This is a genomic window from Achromobacter sp. RW408, from assembly GCF_003184165.1.
GTDB lineage: Bacteria > Pseudomonadota > Gammaproteobacteria > Burkholderiales > Burkholderiaceae_B > Achromobacter > Achromobacter xylosoxidans.
On the sequence record NZ_QHHO01000046.1, the window covers coordinates 587,778 to 602,271 of the forward strand.

13 protein-coding genes are annotated in these 14,494 nt (G+C 69.3%); 4 read left to right on the top strand and 9 right to left on the bottom strand.

The features are described from left to right. Position 1 precedes the first annotated feature (1 nt). The 3 genes from DK459_RS12820 to DK459_RS12830 are packed head-to-tail and all read left to right on the top strand — an operon-like array spanning position 2 to position 3,180. Positions 2 to 691: a response regulator transcription factor gene (locus tag DK459_RS12820; protein ID WP_233256800.1), complete on the top strand. Its 690-nt coding sequence runs from the start codon at positions 2 to 4 to the stop codon at positions 689 to 691. After that, positions 660 to 2,108 carry a sensor histidine kinase gene (locus tag DK459_RS12825; protein WP_110134791.1) on the top strand — a complete coding sequence of 483 codons (1,449 nt, stop codon included), beginning with the start codon at positions 660 to 662 and terminating at the stop codon, positions 2,106 to 2,108. Before DK459_RS12820 ends, DK459_RS12825 begins: the two co-directional genes overlap by 32 nt. Next, positions 2,098 to 3,180, top strand: a complete 1,083-nt coding sequence (locus tag DK459_RS12830) for an ABC transporter substrate-binding protein (protein WP_110134792.1) — start codon at positions 2,098 to 2,100, stop codon at positions 3,178 to 3,180. The genes DK459_RS12825 and DK459_RS12830 overlap by 11 nt, the downstream gene beginning before the upstream one ends. 5 nt (positions 3,181 to 3,185) lie before the next feature. Here the strand turns inward: DK459_RS12830 and DK459_RS12835 are convergent, their stop codons facing one another. The 9 genes from DK459_RS12835 to DK459_RS12875 form a co-directional block, all read right to left on the bottom strand. Continuing rightward, entirely contained in the window at positions 3,186 to 4,241 is a 1,056-nt protein-coding gene (locus DK459_RS12835; protein WP_070541371.1) for a hypothetical protein, read from the bottom strand. A 94-nt stretch (positions 4,242 to 4,335) separates the two neighbouring features. Further along, the gene (locus DK459_RS12840) at positions 4,336 to 6,789 is read right to left on the bottom strand and encodes a TonB-dependent receptor (RefSeq protein WP_110134793.1); all 2,454 of its coding nucleotides are present in this window, start codon (positions 6,787 to 6,789) and stop codon (positions 4,336 to 4,338) included. Between the two features lie 86 nt (positions 6,790 to 6,875). Further along, the gene (locus DK459_RS12845) at positions 6,876 to 7,826 is read right to left on the bottom strand and encodes a FecR domain-containing protein (RefSeq protein WP_053499922.1); all 951 of its coding nucleotides are present in this window, start codon (positions 7,824 to 7,826) and stop codon (positions 6,876 to 6,878) included. A gap of 6 nt (positions 7,827 to 7,832) precedes the next feature. Continuing rightward, a complete protein-coding gene (locus DK459_RS12850; RefSeq protein WP_020924792.1) occupies positions 7,833 to 8,360 on the bottom strand; it encodes a sigma-70 family RNA polymerase sigma factor in 528 nt (175 codons plus the stop codon). Positions 8,361 to 8,465: 105 nt separating this feature from the next. Further along, positions 8,466 to 8,909 (bottom strand): CopD family copper resistance protein, encoded by a 444-nt coding sequence (locus DK459_RS12855; protein WP_006389155.1) that lies wholly within the window; start codon positions 8,907 to 8,909, stop codon positions 8,466 to 8,468. 20 nt (positions 8,910 to 8,929) lie between these two features. Further along, complete coding sequence (locus tag DK459_RS12860; RefSeq protein WP_110134794.1) at positions 8,930 to 11,056, bottom strand: TonB-dependent receptor domain-containing protein; 2,127 nt, start codon at positions 11,054 to 11,056, stop codon at positions 8,930 to 8,932. Between the two features lie 96 nt (positions 11,057 to 11,152). Further along, positions 11,153 to 11,836 (bottom strand): ABC transporter ATP-binding protein, encoded by a 684-nt coding sequence (locus tag DK459_RS12865; RefSeq protein WP_006389153.1) that lies wholly within the window; start codon positions 11,834 to 11,836, stop codon positions 11,153 to 11,155. Continuing rightward, on the bottom strand, positions 11,829 to 12,623 hold the full coding sequence (locus tag DK459_RS12870) for an ABC transporter permease (protein WP_024068037.1): 795 nt from the start codon (positions 12,621 to 12,623) through the stop codon (positions 11,829 to 11,831). Before DK459_RS12870 ends, DK459_RS12865 begins: the two co-directional genes overlap by 8 nt. Further along, complete coding sequence (locus DK459_RS12875; protein WP_053499937.1) at positions 12,620 to 13,615, bottom strand: ABC transporter substrate-binding protein; 996 nt, start codon at positions 13,613 to 13,615, stop codon at positions 12,620 to 12,622. The genes DK459_RS12870 and DK459_RS12875 overlap by 4 nt, the downstream gene beginning before the upstream one ends. A 61-nt stretch (positions 13,616 to 13,676) precedes the next feature. Here DK459_RS12875 and DK459_RS12880 point away from each other — a divergent pair, with 61 nt between their 5' ends. Beyond that, positions 13,677 to 14,396, top strand: a complete 720-nt coding sequence (locus DK459_RS12880; protein WP_006389150.1) for a Crp/Fnr family transcriptional regulator — start codon at positions 13,677 to 13,679, stop codon at positions 14,394 to 14,396. The last annotated feature ends 98 nt before the right edge of the window (positions 14,397 to 14,494 follow it).

The following is a 14,494-nucleotide window of genomic DNA, read 5'->3' on the forward strand; positions in this document are numbered from 1 at the left end:
TCTGGTGATCGAAGATGATGAGGACCTGGCCGACGCGCTTGTGCGTCGGCTGCGTCGTCTTGGGCATGCCGTTGATTGCCAGAAGGATGGGTTGAGCGCGGATGGGGTGTTGCAGTACGAGACCTTCGATCTGGTGATCCTGGACATCGGCTTGCCGCGCATGTCGGGGTTCGAGATCCTGCATCGGTTGCGGGATCGGGGCAGCAAGACGCCGGTGCTGGCGTTGACGGCGCGCATCGATATCGAGGATCGGGTGCATGCGCTGGATACGGGGGCCGATGATTACCTGGCCAAGCCGTTCGACTTCCGCGAACTGGAAGCGCGCTGCCGGGCGTTGCTGCGGCGGCCCAGCGTGCAGGCGGCAGGGGTGTTGCGGTTTGGCGATCTGGTGATCGACAGCGCGGCGCGGCAGGTCAGCCTGGCGGGGCAGCGCATCGATCTGCCCAAGCGGGAGTACAGCCTGCTCGAGATCCTGCTGGCCGGCATGAACCGCGCGGTGAGCAAGGCCGAGATCGCCAACAAACTCTTCGCGTTCGATGATGATGCCGCGCCCAATGCCATCGAGGTCTACATCGCGCGCTTGCGCAGGAAGCTGGAAGGCTCGCCGCTGCGCATCGAGACGCAGCGCGGCACCGGCTACCTGCTGAAGGCGGTCGAGGATGCCGACGCCGACGCGGCGCCGCGGGACTGAGCCGGTGCCGTCCCGCCGCATTTCCGTGCGCCGGCGCCTGCTGGCGATGCTGCTGGCGCTGTTCGTGGTGGGGTTGGGCACGCTGTACCTGCTGGTGCGCGGCTATGCGCAGCAGACGGCCGACACCACCTACGACCAACTGCTGCGGGCCTCGGTGCTGTCGATGGCGGACAGCCTGCAGCTGGTACAGGGCGAGTGGCAGATGGACATGCCGTACGCCGCCCTCGCGCTGTTGGAACAGGCGCCGCGCGACCGTGTGTTCTACCGCGTGGCGGCGGCCGATGGCGCGCTGATTTCCGGCTACGCCGACCTGCCTGCCCCGCCTGCTCACGGCGCCGACGCCAACGCCAACGCCGACACGCAACTGTTCACCGCCACCTACCAGGACCAGCCGGTGCGGGTGGCGTGGATGGAGCGCAAGATCGCCGGCCCACGCGCCACCGAGACGGCGCTGATCCAGGTGGCGCAGACGCGCGAAGCGCGCAACGCGCTGGCCGCGAGCATCCTGTGGCAGGGCACGCTGACGCTGATCGGTTTCACCGCCGCGGCGCTGGCGCTGGCCTACTGGGGCCTGCAGCGCTCGCTGTCGCCGATCCAGCGCATCGAGCGCGAACTGGCCGCGCGCAGCGCCGCCGACCTGCATCCGATCGCCGCGCCCGTGCCCGAGGAGCTGGACACGCTGGTGCATTCGCTCGACGGCTTCATGGCGCGGCTGTCCGAGAACCTCGACACCCTGCGCCTGTTCATCGCCGAGGCCGCGCACCAGCTGCGCACGCCGCTGGCGGCGCTGCACGCGCAGATGGAAGTGGCGCTGGACGAGGAAGATCCGGCCGAACAGCGCCGCAGCCTGTTGGCGGTGCTGCGCAATGCCGAGAAGCTGTCGCGGCTGGTGAACCAGCTGCTCAGTGACGCCAGCGTCATCCACCGCAGCAACGTGCGCAAGTTCGGCCCCGTGGACCTGGCCGAGCTGCTTTCGCAGGCCGTCTACGACACCGTGCCGCAGGCCGACCCGCAGCCCGATGTGCGGCTGCAACTGCCCGACGCGCAAGAGGGCGCGCCGCCCCGCATCGCGGGTGACAGCCTGATGCTGCGCGAGGCCTTCAAGAACCTGATCGACAATGCCCTGCGCCATGGCGCCTCGGCGGATGGCCACATCGACGTGCGGCTCGAACGCGACGACGCCGGCTGGCGCGTCACCGTGGCCGACCAGGGGCCCGGCATCCCGGCCGCGCTGGCGCAAAGCGCCTTCGAGCGTTTCTCGCGCGGCCCCAACCCGCGCACGCCCGGCGCCGGCCTGGGGCTGTCCATCATCAAGCGCGTGGTCGACATCCACCACGGCCGGCTCAGCCTCAGCAATCGCCCCGGCGGCGGCCTAGAAGCCGTCGTCCTCCTGCCCGCCAGCGCCCATGATGCCTAGATTTCCATTCCTCGCGCGCCTGGCAACGGCCGGCATTGCCCTGCTCCTGGCCAGCGCTGGCCAGGCCGCCGAGACCAGCGCCGACGGCCTGTCACTGGGCCCCGCCGACAGCAGGAACGTGCTGGTGCTGCACGCCTCCAACAGCGTGCAGGTGTTCCGGGGCGTGCTGGAGGACTTCAGCCAGCTCAATCCCGGCGTGCGCCTGGAGTACACGGAGCTGTCGACCCAGGCCCTGTATGCCGAAGTCGCCACCCGCGCCGCGCAAGCGCCGCGCGAGAAGGCCGGCCCCGACCTGGTCATCAGCAGCGCCATGGACCTGCAGACCAAGCTGGTCAACGACGGCCATGCCCAGCCGCACGTTTCGCCGGATACCCGCGCCCTGCCTGCCTGGGCCAACTGGCGCGACGAGGTCTTCAGCATTGGCACCGACCCCATCGTCATGGTCTACGACACCCGCCGCCTGGACGCTGCGCGCGTGCCGCGCACGCGCCGTGAGTTGCTGGCGCTGTTGCAGGCGCCCGACCAGCCGCTGGCCGGCCGGATTTCGACCTACGACGTCGAAGGCAGCGGCATCGGCTACCTGGCCGCCACCCAGGACGCGCGCCTGGACAGCCTGGCCGGCGCGCTGCTGGCCGCCTTCGGCCGCAACGGCGTCGGCGTGCACGAGTCGACCGAACACGCGCTCGACAAGCTCGAACGCGGCGAAATCACGCTGGCCTACAACCTGCTGGAGTCATACACCCGTCACCGCATCGACCAAGGCGCGCCGCTGGCCATCATCTACCCGCAGGACTACACCCTGATGCTGTCGCGCTCGGCCATCATCCCGCGCCAGGCCCCGCGCCCCGACCTGGGCGCGCGCTTCCTCGACTACCTGCTGTCGCCGCGCGGCCAGGACATGATCGCGCGCCACTCCGGCATGCGGCCGGTCAGCGCCTCGGTCGTGCCGGCGGCCGGCGTGCGGCCGGTGGCGTTGGGCGTGGGGTTGCTGGTGTACCTGGATCCGCTCAAGAAACGGCATTTCCTCGAAGTATGGCGGGCAGCGGCACAGCCGCCGCGCCAGGCGGACTGAAGCCGTCAGGCCAGGTAAGCCGTCACCTCATCCGGCGTCAGATAACGCACGAACGTCATCGACGGCTGCTGCGCATCATGGATCGCGCCGTTGAAACCCGACCAGTTGCGTTGCATGCCCTCTTCCGTCTCCAACGCGATCAGCACCCGCTTGCCATGCCGGGCCAGATTGTCGCGCAGCGCCGCTTCGCCCCAGGCAAAACGCATGTCGTTGACCAGCTTTCCCTGCGCATAGGCATCGGCCTGCAGCCACTGGAAATCGGCGCTGTCGCGTTCGGCGTCGGGTTCGCGCGCGGCGATCTCGCGGCGCACGCCCAGGGCCTGGACGCGGTCCCGCATCAGGTTCTGCAACAGCGTGAAGGCGTGGAAATTGTTGTTGATGCCGTGCGCCCGCGCCACGAAGCCCGTGCCGGAAGTGGGCAACACCACCACGAGTTCTTCCTCGTAGCTGATGCGCGAGGCCAGCCACAGGTAATGCAGCTGCTCGAACGGCAGGTTGTCGTTGAGCATGGTCATGGCGTACAGCAGGTCCATCAGTTCGGCGTCGGCGACGAAGGCCTGGTGATTGCGCTGGTCGCGCATCAGCATGGCCATCATCGGCAGCACCAGCGTGTCGATGGCGGCGACCTGCGCATCGAGTTCCCAGCGCCGGTCCTCGGGAATGGCTTCAAGCCGCGCCACCGCCTCTTTCCAGGCCAGGCGGTCGGCTTCCTCGACCTCGGCGTCGTCATCCTCGACCTCCAGCGCGCAATACGGCCGCAGGGTCTGCAACCACGGGCCCAGCAACGCCTGCAACGCGGGGAACAGCAGCACGGGATCGGCGCCATCCTCCACCAGCGAACCGCACATCAGCGCCAGCGCCGCCGCCCGGCTGGGGTACAGCGACGGCAGCAGTTCGGCGCAGAACCGCAGGCTGGCGTCGGTGTGCGCCGGATCCTGGGCTTGCTCGTAGAACGCGCGGACCTCGGGGCGCTGGAAGAACGCGTCGAGGGTCTCCACGTCGTCGGCTGACGTGACCGGGGAACGGAGCGCGGCGGCAAGCGAGGCAAAAGAGGTCGGCATGGGCTGACAGGAATAGTGATTCGGGGGGCACCACTATGGCACAAACGGGCCCCACCCAAAACCGCCAGTTGCCGGCCGCGCCGACCGGCGCGGATCAATACCGGTAGTTCACCCCCAGCATCGCGCTGAACGGCGCGCCGTAGTAGTTGCTGTAGATGTTGGTGCTGGCGTAGTACTTCTTGTCCAGCACGTTGTTCAGGTTCAGCGTGGCGGACCACTGGCGGTTGAACTGGTAGCGCGCCATCAGGTCCAGCAGGGCGTAGCCGCTCTGCGACGAGTCCAATTGCTGGCCGCCCGGGCCGCGGCTGGTGAAGCCGCTCTGGCTTTCCCAGCGCACCCCGCCGCCCACGGTCAGGGCGCTCCAGTCGCCCGGCAGGCGGTAGGTGGTGTACAGCTTGGCGATGTGGCGCGGCAGCCCGACCTGGGTCGAGAAGCCCGTCGGCAGGCGGCGATCGACGTAGGCGTACGACAGCTGCATCTGCCAACCGGGCGCGAGTTCGCCGCTGAGCTCGGCTTCGACGCCGCGCAGCACGGCGCCGTTGGCGGCGACGTAGGCGCTGTCGCCATTGGGCGCCAGCTTGTCGCCGTCGACCATGGCGTAGTTGTCCTGGCGGGTGCGGAACAGCGCCAGCGCGCCGTTCAGGCGGCCGTCCAGCCAGGCGCTCTTCAGGCCGATTTCGTAGGTGTTGCCCTTGATCGGCGCAATGCCGCTGCCCGACACGGTCTGCGCCTGCTGCGGCAGGAAGATGCTGGTATAGCTGGCGTAGGCGGACAGCGTCGGCGTCAGGTCGTAGACCAGGCCGGCATACGGCGTGTACACGCCCTGCTCGCGCATGTTGTCCGGATAGGCCGAGCCGTCGTTGTAGGTGTACGAGGCCTGCTGGTCCCACCAGGTGATCCGCGAACCCAGCACCAGCGACAGCGCGTCGGTCGGGCGCAGGCGCAATGCGCCATAGACCGCGTTCTGCTTCTCGGTGTAGTAGCGCTTGCCGGTCGCCTGCCATTGGGGTTGCGGCATGTCGCCATCCCAGGCGCGCACGTCCGGGATAACCGGGTCATAGCCGGGCGCGGTCCACAGCGGATAGGTGTCGTAGTCGCCCCGGGTGCGCGACAGGCTCACGCCCAGCACCAGGTCGTGGCGGCGGCCCAGCGCGTCGAACGCACCGCTCAGGCTGGCGTCCAGCGCGTTCTGGGTCTTGGGGATCGGCCATTTGGCGACCCAGACCGAGGCGCCCTGCCCGGTCTGCGGGTTGGCCCAGCCGTTGCTGCTGAACCAGCCATAGGTGCGGTCGTTGTCGTCGCCGGTGCGCGACAGCGTCAGCGACCCCTTCCACGATGACGAGAACTCGTGGTCGAGCGTGGCGAAGACGTTGTAGCGCGTGCGTTCCTGGCGGCTCCAGTTGGTGGCGGAATTGAACCGTTGCCGGAAGTCGGTCTTGGAACCATCGGCGTAGTACGCGGGAAAGCCGAAGTACGAGCACGCCGTGCACTTCTTGCGCTGGTATTCCGCGCCCAGGGTCAGCAGGGTGCGCTCGGACAGGTCCGCCTCGACCACTCCATACAGCAGTTGCGAATCCTGCTTGACGCGGTCGATGAACGAGCCGCCCTCCTGCCAGGCGCCCACCAGCCGCCCGCGCAGCTTGCCCGACGCATCCAGCGGGCTGCCCAGGTCGAACTCGGTGCGCCGGTAGTCCCACGATCCGACGCTGGCGCCGACGCCGGCCTCGAATTCGCGGGTCGGTCGCTTGCGCACCAGGTTGATGGAGGCGGCCGGGTTGCCTGCCCCGCTCAGCAGGCCGGTGGAGCCGCGCACCACTTCGATGCGGTCATACAGCGCCGTGTCCAGCCCCAGGGCATTGAAGTCCTTGTGGGTCGGCACGCCGTCGACCTGCATGTTGGTGATCTCCATGCCGCGCGCATACAGGCCCTTCTCGTTGTCGTCGGCCGAGCCCTTCTTCTTGAAGGTCAGCCCCGGGGTGTTGACGATGGCGTCTTCCAGCGTGTTCAGGCCCTGGTCGGTGAGCCGCTGGCGCGTCATCACCGAGACCGACTGCGGCGTCTCGCGCAGCGTCATCGGCAGCCGGGTGGCGGTGTTCGATACGCCGACCGTATACGAATCGGTGCCTTCGCTCGGGGTGGGTTCGCGCGCGCCCAGCACTTCGACCGGCGCCAGCGTCTGCGCATTGGCGGCGCGCAGGCCATAGCGGTTGCCGCCCTGATTGACGGCCTCCAGCCCGGTGCCCGACAGCATCGCCGCCAGGCCCGCAGCCACGCCATAGTCGCCCTGCAGGCCGGCGCTCTGGCGGCCCTGGGTGAGCGTGGCATCGAACGACAGCACCACCCCGGCCTGGGCGGCGAACCGGCTCAGGGCCAGGCCCAGCGGGCCGGGCGGCACATCATAGTGGCGCGACGCCTGCGCGCTGGAAACGGCCTGTGCCTGCGCCGACGGCGTGGCGCCCAGGGCGCCCAGGGCGGTCAAGGCGATGACAACGGCGCGCGCCAGGGGCGCGAGTTTGGCGGAGTGACGAAGCAAGGGTACAGAAGGCATGGACTCAGGTTTCCGTATGGCAGATCCGACGTAATCCCTGCTAAGTCGGACGAGCGCGGAAAAAGGACAATGCCGAGCGAAAAAAATCAGCGGCGGGCGACGATGCGGACGTAATAACGGGTAAAGCGCGCGATGTTCACGGGCAGCGCGCGCGTCACGGCGGCCAGCGCCTGGTCGGTGTCGTCGACAGGAAACGCCCCCGACAGGCGCAACGCCGCCACGCCATCGTCGCATCGCAGCAGCCCGGGCCGATAACGGTCGAGCCGGGCAATGAAGTCGTCCAACCGCCAGTTGTCGACCACCAGCAGGCCCCGCGTCCAGGCGTCGGGCTCGCCGGTGATGGCGCCGGCCGCCTGCGCCCCCGCAGGCGCCAGCGTGCCCTGCTCGCCCGCCTTCAGGATCACTGGCGCGCCGCCCGTCGCGGGTTCCAGCGCCACCGCATGGCGCAGCACCGCCACCCGCGTCAGGTCGTCCTGCCGCGTGACGATGAAACGCGTGCCCAGGGGACGCACCGCGCCGTGCGCGGTGAGCACGCGCAAGGGCGGCAGGCCGGGACGGACGTTTTCGGTATCGACCAGGATCTCGCCGGCATGCACGAAGATGCGCCGCTGGCCGGCGTCGACGGTCACGTCGACCGCGCTGGCGCTGTCCAGCCAGAGCAAGGTGCCATCCGCCAGCCGCAGTTCGCGGCGCTCGCCTGCCCCGGTGCGGTAGTCGGCCAGCATCCGCTCCATCGGCAGGTTGCGCCAGGCCGCCAGGCTGCCGACGCCCAGCAGCGCCACCGCGCCCAGTCCGTTGCGCAGCGCCGCGCGGCGGCGCGAGAAATGCTGGTCGGCACGATTGAGCGTGTCGGCAGCCAGGCGCGCCGGCGCGGCTCCCAGCGTGCCGCGCAACCGTTCCACCTGCCCCCAGATGCGCGCATGTTCGGGATCGGCCGCCAGCCAGCGCCCATGCGCCGCCAGGTCGGCCGCGCTGACGTCGTCCGCGCAGAGCCGCGCGTACCATTGCGCCGCCGCGGCGATGGTCTTGTCCGCCATGGCCGCCTACTGCCGGGCCAGCGCGTACACCAGGCAATGCTCGGTGGCGCGCGCCATGTACTTCTTGATGGAACTGACCGTCACGCCCAGGCGGGCGGCGATCTCGGCGTAGCTGGCCCCTTCCAGCTGGGACATCAGGAAAGCGCGCCGCACCTTGTCGCCCAGGCCGTGCAGCATGGCGTCGATCTCGCGGATGGTCTCGAGCAGGATGGCCTGCGTCTCGGGCGATATGGCGCTGGCCTCGGGCTGCTGCGCCAGGGTTTCGAGCCAGGCGCGTTCGAGCACCTGGCGGCGGATGTGGTCGACCAGCGTGCGCTGCGCCACCGTGGCCAGGAAGCTGCGCGGCTGCCGCACGCCCTGCAATTGCGCCATTGATGCCGGCGACGCCAGCAGGCGCAGGAAGGTGTCCTGGGCCAGGTCGGCGGCCTCGGCCGGCACGTTCAGGCGCCGCAGCAGCCAGCCGCGCAGCCAGCCGTGATGGTCGCGGTACAGCCTGCCAAGCTCGCGGTGTTCCAGGGATTCCGTGGACGACATGGCCGTCGCGTCAGCGCCTTGTGAATTTCGGGAATGGGAATTGTAATCATTATTGATGAAGGCATTCAAATGCCCTTCCCATTACGGCCGACGCCGCCCGGTGCCTCACCACGTCACATAGAACATCGCCTTGGCCAGCACCACGATGCCGACCATGTGACAGAAAACGCTGATGTGAATGCGCCGCTGCACGGCCGGCGTCAGCCGCCGCTTGCGGGCCAGCGCCAGGGCCGTGACGACGTGCACCGCCACGCTCGCCGCCAGCGCGATCTTGATCGACAGCAGGATGCCCAGCGGCGAGCCGGCCGGATGCGCCAGCGCGTTGCCGTATTGCGACGCCAGGCCCAGGCCCGCCAGGTACAGCACCAGCACCGCCCACGGCACCGTGCCGCGCACGCGCGGGCCGAGCTGGGCGCCGAGCGCCTTGCGCACCTCGGGCGGCAGGCGCCGGTGCACCGGTTCCAGGAACAGCACCTCGAAGGTCACCGTGCCGACGAAGACGAAGGCGGCCAGCAGGTGCAGGATCAACAGCAAGGGATAGGTGTTCATGGCGGTGCCTGGATAGGTCATCAGAACCGGTAGGCCACGCCCGCGCTGAACGCCCTGCCGTTGCCTGGCAGGAAGATCGGCATGGCCGCCGTCGCGCTGTTGCGGATGGCGTAGCTGCTGGCGTAGGTCTTGTCGGTGAGGTTGTCGGCCTGCACGTAGGCGCTCCAATGCGCATCATGCTCGTAAGCGATCTTGAAACCCAGCAGCGCATAGGCATTCTGCTGCGTGCCCGGCGCGTTGGCGTGGTTGGTCTCAGTGTCGCTCATCAGCCAGCGCAGGTTGGGCCCCGCGCGCCAGCCGCCTTTGCGGTACATCAACTCGGCGCTCAGCAGGTGGCGCGGCACCCCGGCGATGCGGTTGCCCTGGAATTCCCCCTCGCGGAAACGGAAGTCGCTGAAGGTGTAGGCGACGCGGTAGTCCAGCAGGCCGTCGCCCGGCGCCGGCAGGCTGCCGGACAGGCCCGCTTCGATGCCCTGGTGGCGGGTACGGCCGCGGTAGTTGTAGGTGCCGGCCGGCGTGCCGTTGGCGTTGGTGACGGACATGAGTTCATCCTCCACCCGGCTGCGATAGAGCGACACGGTCCAGCGCAGGTCACGGCCGGCCACGGCGAAGGTGCCATCGCCGCCGAGTTCGACCGTCAGCGCGCGTTGCAGGTCGAGCTTGCTCATGGAAGTGACGGCGGTGGCCGGGTTCATGGGCGCGGGCACTTCGCCGTTGACGATTTCCCAGAAGGTCGGCGCCTCGTTGCTGCGGCTGACGTTGGCATACCAGCGCTGCGTCTGCGCCGGTTGCCAGACGATGCCCAGGCGCGGGGTGGCGTAGTTCCAGTCCTGGTCCAGCGTCTTGCCGCTGCCGCGCTCGCGCGCATCGCGCACCGCCTGGGTGTACTTCAGGTCGCCGACCATGCTGAGCTGCCCGGTGAGGTGCCAATCCAGGCCGATCAGCGCGCTGCGGTTCTCGGCCGTCAAGGCATAGTTGCCGAAGCGTTGCAGGCGGCGGCCATCGGCGGGACGGATGGCGTAGAAATCGCGGTCCATATTGCTACGCTGCCAGTCGAGCGCCACGCGGTAATCGACACTGCCCGCCTTGCCGGCCAGCTGCCACGCCAGGCCGTAGGTATCGCCGTCCGTGACGTTGGCGACCTGCGGGTTGGTGAAGTCGTCATTGGTGCGCTGCCAATAAAGGCCGGCGGTCTGGTTCAAGTCGTCGCTGCCCCAGTAGCTGCGGTTGGCGATGCGGAACTGGCTGGTCTCGCGGTGCGGGTCCCGGTTGTAGACGTTATTGGCCAGGTCCTGCGGCGAATTGCCGTCGCCCAGCACACCGCGCGGATCCGCATACATGCGGGCCTTGGGCACCGGCTGGGGAATGTCGAACCTGAGGTCGGTGTAGGACAGATAGGTACGGTTCTCGAAAGTCCCGCGACGAAAGCCCAGATTGCCCTGGAAGCTGGAGCGTTCGGACGCCGAATGATGGCGATAGCCATCCGACTTGTCGTAGCCGAAGCTGAAGCGGCCATCCAGGCGCTCGTCCTCGAAGCCCTTGGACAAGGTGACCGAACGCGTGCCGAAGCTGCCAGTGCCAAGCCGGATCTGGTCGCCCTGGGTGCCTGTGAGCGACCGGAAGTCGACTTCACCGCCCAGCGTCGTGGCGCCGGGCGCCAGCGCATTGGCCCCGCGCCGCACGGCGACCAGGCCCGCGTTGCGAGGTTCGAGCAGGCTGATGACGAACGAGCCGTCGGCATCGTTCAGCGGCAAGCCGTCCTGCATCAGCAGGATGCCGCGGCTGAGGGGATTGCTCTGGATGCCGGAACCGCGGATGTTCAGCCGGGGCTGGTCCAGTCCGCCGAAGAATTCCTGCACCACCACGCCCGGCTGGTAGTCGAGCGCATCACGCAGCGTGATCAGGCGCACCTCCTGCTGCGGCAGGATCAGGTTGGTGCCACCCGGCACGGCCTGTTGTTCGGCCTGGATCCGCCGGGGACCGGGATCGAGCCCGCGCGTGACGGACTCGCCGGACACGACCACCGGCGACAACGACGGCACGGCCTGGCCGGCCGCGGGAGGCTGCGGCTGGGCATGGGCCGCGGACAGGCCGAGCACGCCCAGGGTGAGGCTGGACGCCAACTGGCGTAGGAGGGGGGATGTCATGCGAGTACTTCCACGTAGCAAGGAAACAAAAGAGCGTTCATGGCGGAGCCGGCGAACGGGGAAATCGGAAAGACGGAAATCCTGGCAATGGCTGCGTCACGGCCCGGCGCCGGCCTCCAGCAACAGGGCGCGCAGGCGCACGGCCGACAAGGCGCCAGTGGCGTCCGGCTCGATGGCAATGACGCTCCCTTGCCGCACCAGCACGCAGCGGTCGACCAGGCCCAGCAATTCCTCGGGGTCGTGGCTGATGCACAGCAAGGCCGCGCCGCTACGGACCAATTCCTCGCGGCAATTGGCGGCCAGCTGGCGGCGCAGCGCCGGATCGAGCGCGCTGAAGGGTTCGTCCAGCATCAGCAGGTCGGGTCCCAGCGCCAACGCGCGGGCCAGGGCGACACGCTGCGCCATGCCGCCCGACAACTCGCCCGGCCACGACTGCATCGCCGCGTCCAGCCCCACCCGGACCAGCCATTGCGCTGCCAGCGCCCGCGCCCTGGCGGGCGCATGGCCGGCAGCACGCAGCGGCAACGCCACGTTGTCCAACGCGTGACGCCAGGGCAGCAGCCGCGGTTCCTGGAACATCAGCGCGGCGTGGCGAAAATCGTTGCGCAAGGAGCCGCCGCTGGGCCGCGCCAAGCCGGCGGCCAGGCGCAATAGGCTGCTCTTGCCGGCGCCGCTGGGGCCGATCAGGCCCAACCGCTCGCCCGGACGCAGGCGCAGGTCGACATCGCGCAACACGGATTGCGCGCCATAACGCAGGGACAGGCCGCGCAACTCAAGCATGGCTCGGCTCCATCCAGCGCCCCAGGCGCCGCTGCAGCGGTTGCAGGAAGGCGAATTCCAACAAGGCCACCAGGCCCAGGATCAGCAGCACCCAGGCATACAGCTCGGCCGTGTCGAAGGTGCTGCGGGCATTGGCCAGCGCGTAGCCCACGCCGTTCTCGGCGCCCAGCACCTCGGCCATGACCACCAGCCGCACGCCGCCGCAGGCGGCGATCAGAAGCGCCGCCAGCAGCGGCGCGCTGAGCGCGGGCAGGTACAGGTGCCGCAAGCGCAGCCAGGGGCCATAGCGGTAGACCTGCGTCATCTCGATCAGCTTGCGATCCACGTGCAGCATGCCCTTGACGGTGTTGACATACATGCCGGGCGCCATCATCAGCGTGGTGATGAAGATCACCATTGACGAACCCAGGCCGAACCACAGCATTGCCAGCACCACCACGACCACCGGCGGCATCGCCATCAGCAGCCAGCGCAGGGGCTCGATCAGGCCGCGCAGGCGGGCGCTGTGGCCGGCCAGCATGCCCAGCGCGAAACCCAGCGATGCGCCGGCCAGCACACCGACGCCGATGCGCATCAGGCTGACGCCAGCGTTGGCGAAGAATTGCGGGCCGCGCACCAGCGGGCCGATGGCGCGCAGCGCCTCCCAGGGCGTCGCCATGAGCAGCGGCCCGAGCTGGCGCGCGGCCAGGTGCCAGGCCAGCAACAGCAGCAGCACGCCGGCCGCGCTCCAGGCGCGCGAGGTGCGCAGGGCCGGCGCCCCCTGGCGCGAAAAACGCGGGCCGCTCATGGCCCGTAGAAGCCGACCGGCGGCAGGCCGCCGCCGATGGCCTGGGGATAGCGGTTGGCCAGCAACTGGTACAGGGCCTCGATGTCGGCACGCGCCTCGCGAGCGCTGCGGCTCCGCAGGCGCGTCTGGCGGATCGCGGCTTCGAGGGCGGCCTGCGGCATGTGCGGCAGATGCTCGCGCACCAACGCCGCGCATTCGGCCGGATGATCCATGCACCAGCGCGCGGACGCGGCATAGGCCGTGTCGACCGCCTGGCACAGCGCCACGTCGTCGGCCACGCCCGCGGCGGCCATGATGCCCGCCTGCGGCAAGGCAGGCTGCGCGGGGAACGCGGCGCGCCAGGCCTGCTCCAGGCTCGGACCGCGGTGCAACGTGGGCGCGCCAGCCTGCTGCCGCGCCCGCCACAGCAGCAGCGACGCCATGGGTTCGACCAGCAGCGCCTGTTCGGTCTGGCCGTCCAGCATCAGCGCGATCGCGTCCTGACCGTCGCGTGTGCGGCGCAGCCTGACGGGCGCCAGACCGCGCGCGGCCTGGGCCTCGAGCAGCGTATCCAGCAGCACCGCCGGCAGGTCGCGCTGGAATGGCACCGCCAGCTCGCGGCCGGCCAGGTCCTCGAACGACTGGATGGCGGGGTCGCGGCTGACCAGCCAGAGAATGCCCCACACCGAGATGTTCAGCAGCCGCACCGGCAGCCCACGGTTGCGCAACAGCGCCGGCAGCGTGCTGGGCGCGGCGCTGAAGTCGACGTCGCCGTTCACCAGCAGCGTGCGCAGCTGGTCGGCGCTTTGCCACAGGCGAAAGCGCACCGCGTCCGCCTGCCCGGCCAGGGCGCCGGTCGCGGCCATGTGCATCAACGGATAGCTGACCACGGCGCCAGGCCCGGCCAGCGTGAGCGTGGCGCGTGGACGGGGGCCGGCCACGCCCCAGCGCGGCAGCAGCGCCGCGGCGCTGACCGCGGCGCAGAAACGGCGGCGCGTCGGGATGTTCTTCATGGAATTTCAAATGGGAATTGTTATCGTTTAAAATTTTCCCATTCACGCGCAAAGACCCAGAATGACAAATATCAATCTGCCCGACCCGGTCGCGGCGGACCTGCTCGCCCGCCATCCGCTGCTGCGCAGCCTGCCGCCGCCGGCGGCCGCCGAAGTCGCCACGTACCTGGTGGGCGACGCCGTGCCGCTGCGCGCCGAGGCCGGACAGATCCTGTTCGGCGAAGGCGACGTCGCCCGCCACTACCTGTTGGTGGGCCACGGCCAGGCCGAGGTCATGCGCTATGGCTACAACGGCGACGAACGCGTCTTCCGTGTGTTCGAGCCGGGCACGCTGATGGCCCATGCCGCCATGTTCATGCCGCATGGCCGCTATCCGATGCAGGCGCGGGCGCGCACGGCTTTCCAGGGCTGGCGGCTGTGCCGTCGCCGGCTGCATGAGGCCTGCCGCCAGTGGCCGGACCTGGCGCTGGCGCTGCTGGCAGGGCTGAGCAAGAACCTCTACGACCAGGTCAACAGGGTCGACTGGATGACGTCCAGCTCCGCGCCGGAGCGGCTGGCCAACTACCTGATGGGATTGCGCGAGCGCCAGGGCGACACGGTGACGCTGCCGCTGAACCAGCGCCAGCTGGCCGCGCACCTCGGTATCCGCGCCGAGACCCTGAGCCGCCTGCTGAACGACTGGCAGACCCAGGGCCATGTCAGCGGCAAGCGCCGCGAATGGATACTGCACACGCCGGCCTACCTGGAAAAACTGGCGACGACGGCCAAACGGCCGTTCTGACGGCCGGCTGCCACGGCCGGCGCGCCGCGAAGCCGGCCGTGATGCCGGGCCCGCCAATGACATTCGTCATCGGCGCCGCCCTCCCCTCCGGCCGACAA

Bases quoted from the DNA above. Each gene is read 5' to 3' on its own strand.
- DK459_RS12825 (WP_110134791.1), top strand. From the start codon at position 660: ATGCCGACGCCGACGCGGCGCCGCGGGACTGAGCCGGTGCCGTCCCGC.
- DK459_RS12830 (WP_110134792.1), top strand. From the start codon at position 2,098: ATGATGCCTAGATTTCCATTCCTCGCGCGCCTGGCAACGGCCGGCATT.
- DK459_RS12835 (WP_070541371.1), bottom strand. From the start codon at position 4,241: ATGCCGACCTCTTTTGCCTCGCTTGCCGCCGCGCTCCGTTCCCCGGTC.
- DK459_RS12840 (WP_110134793.1), bottom strand. From the start codon at position 6,789: ATGCCTTCTGTACCCTTGCTTCGTCACTCCGCCAAACTCGCGCCCCTG.
- DK459_RS12845 (WP_053499922.1), bottom strand. From the start codon at position 7,826: ATGGCGGACAAGACCATCGCCGCGGCGGCGCAATGGTACGCGCGGCTC.
- DK459_RS12850 (WP_020924792.1), bottom strand. From the start codon at position 8,360: ATGTCGTCCACGGAATCCCTGGAACACCGCGAGCTTGGCAGGCTGTAC.
- DK459_RS12855 (WP_006389155.1), bottom strand. From the start codon at position 8,909: ATGAACACCTATCCCTTGCTGTTGATCCTGCACCTGCTGGCCGCCTTC.
- DK459_RS12860 (WP_110134794.1), bottom strand. From the start codon at position 11,056: ATGACATCCCCCCTCCTACGCCAGTTGGCGTCCAGCCTCACCCTGGGC.
- DK459_RS12865 (WP_006389153.1), bottom strand. From the start codon at position 11,836: ATGCTTGAGTTGCGCGGCCTGTCCCTGCGTTATGGCGCGCAATCCGTG.
- DK459_RS12870 (WP_024068037.1), bottom strand. From the start codon at position 12,623: ATGAGCGGCCCGCGTTTTTCGCGCCAGGGGGCGCCGGCCCTGCGCACC.
- DK459_RS12875 (WP_053499937.1), bottom strand. From the start codon at position 13,615: ATGAAGAACATCCCGACGCGCCGCCGTTTCTGCGCCGCGGTCAGCGCC.
- DK459_RS12880 (WP_006389150.1), top strand. From the start codon at position 13,677: ATGACAAATATCAATCTGCCCGACCCGGTCGCGGCGGACCTGCTCGCC.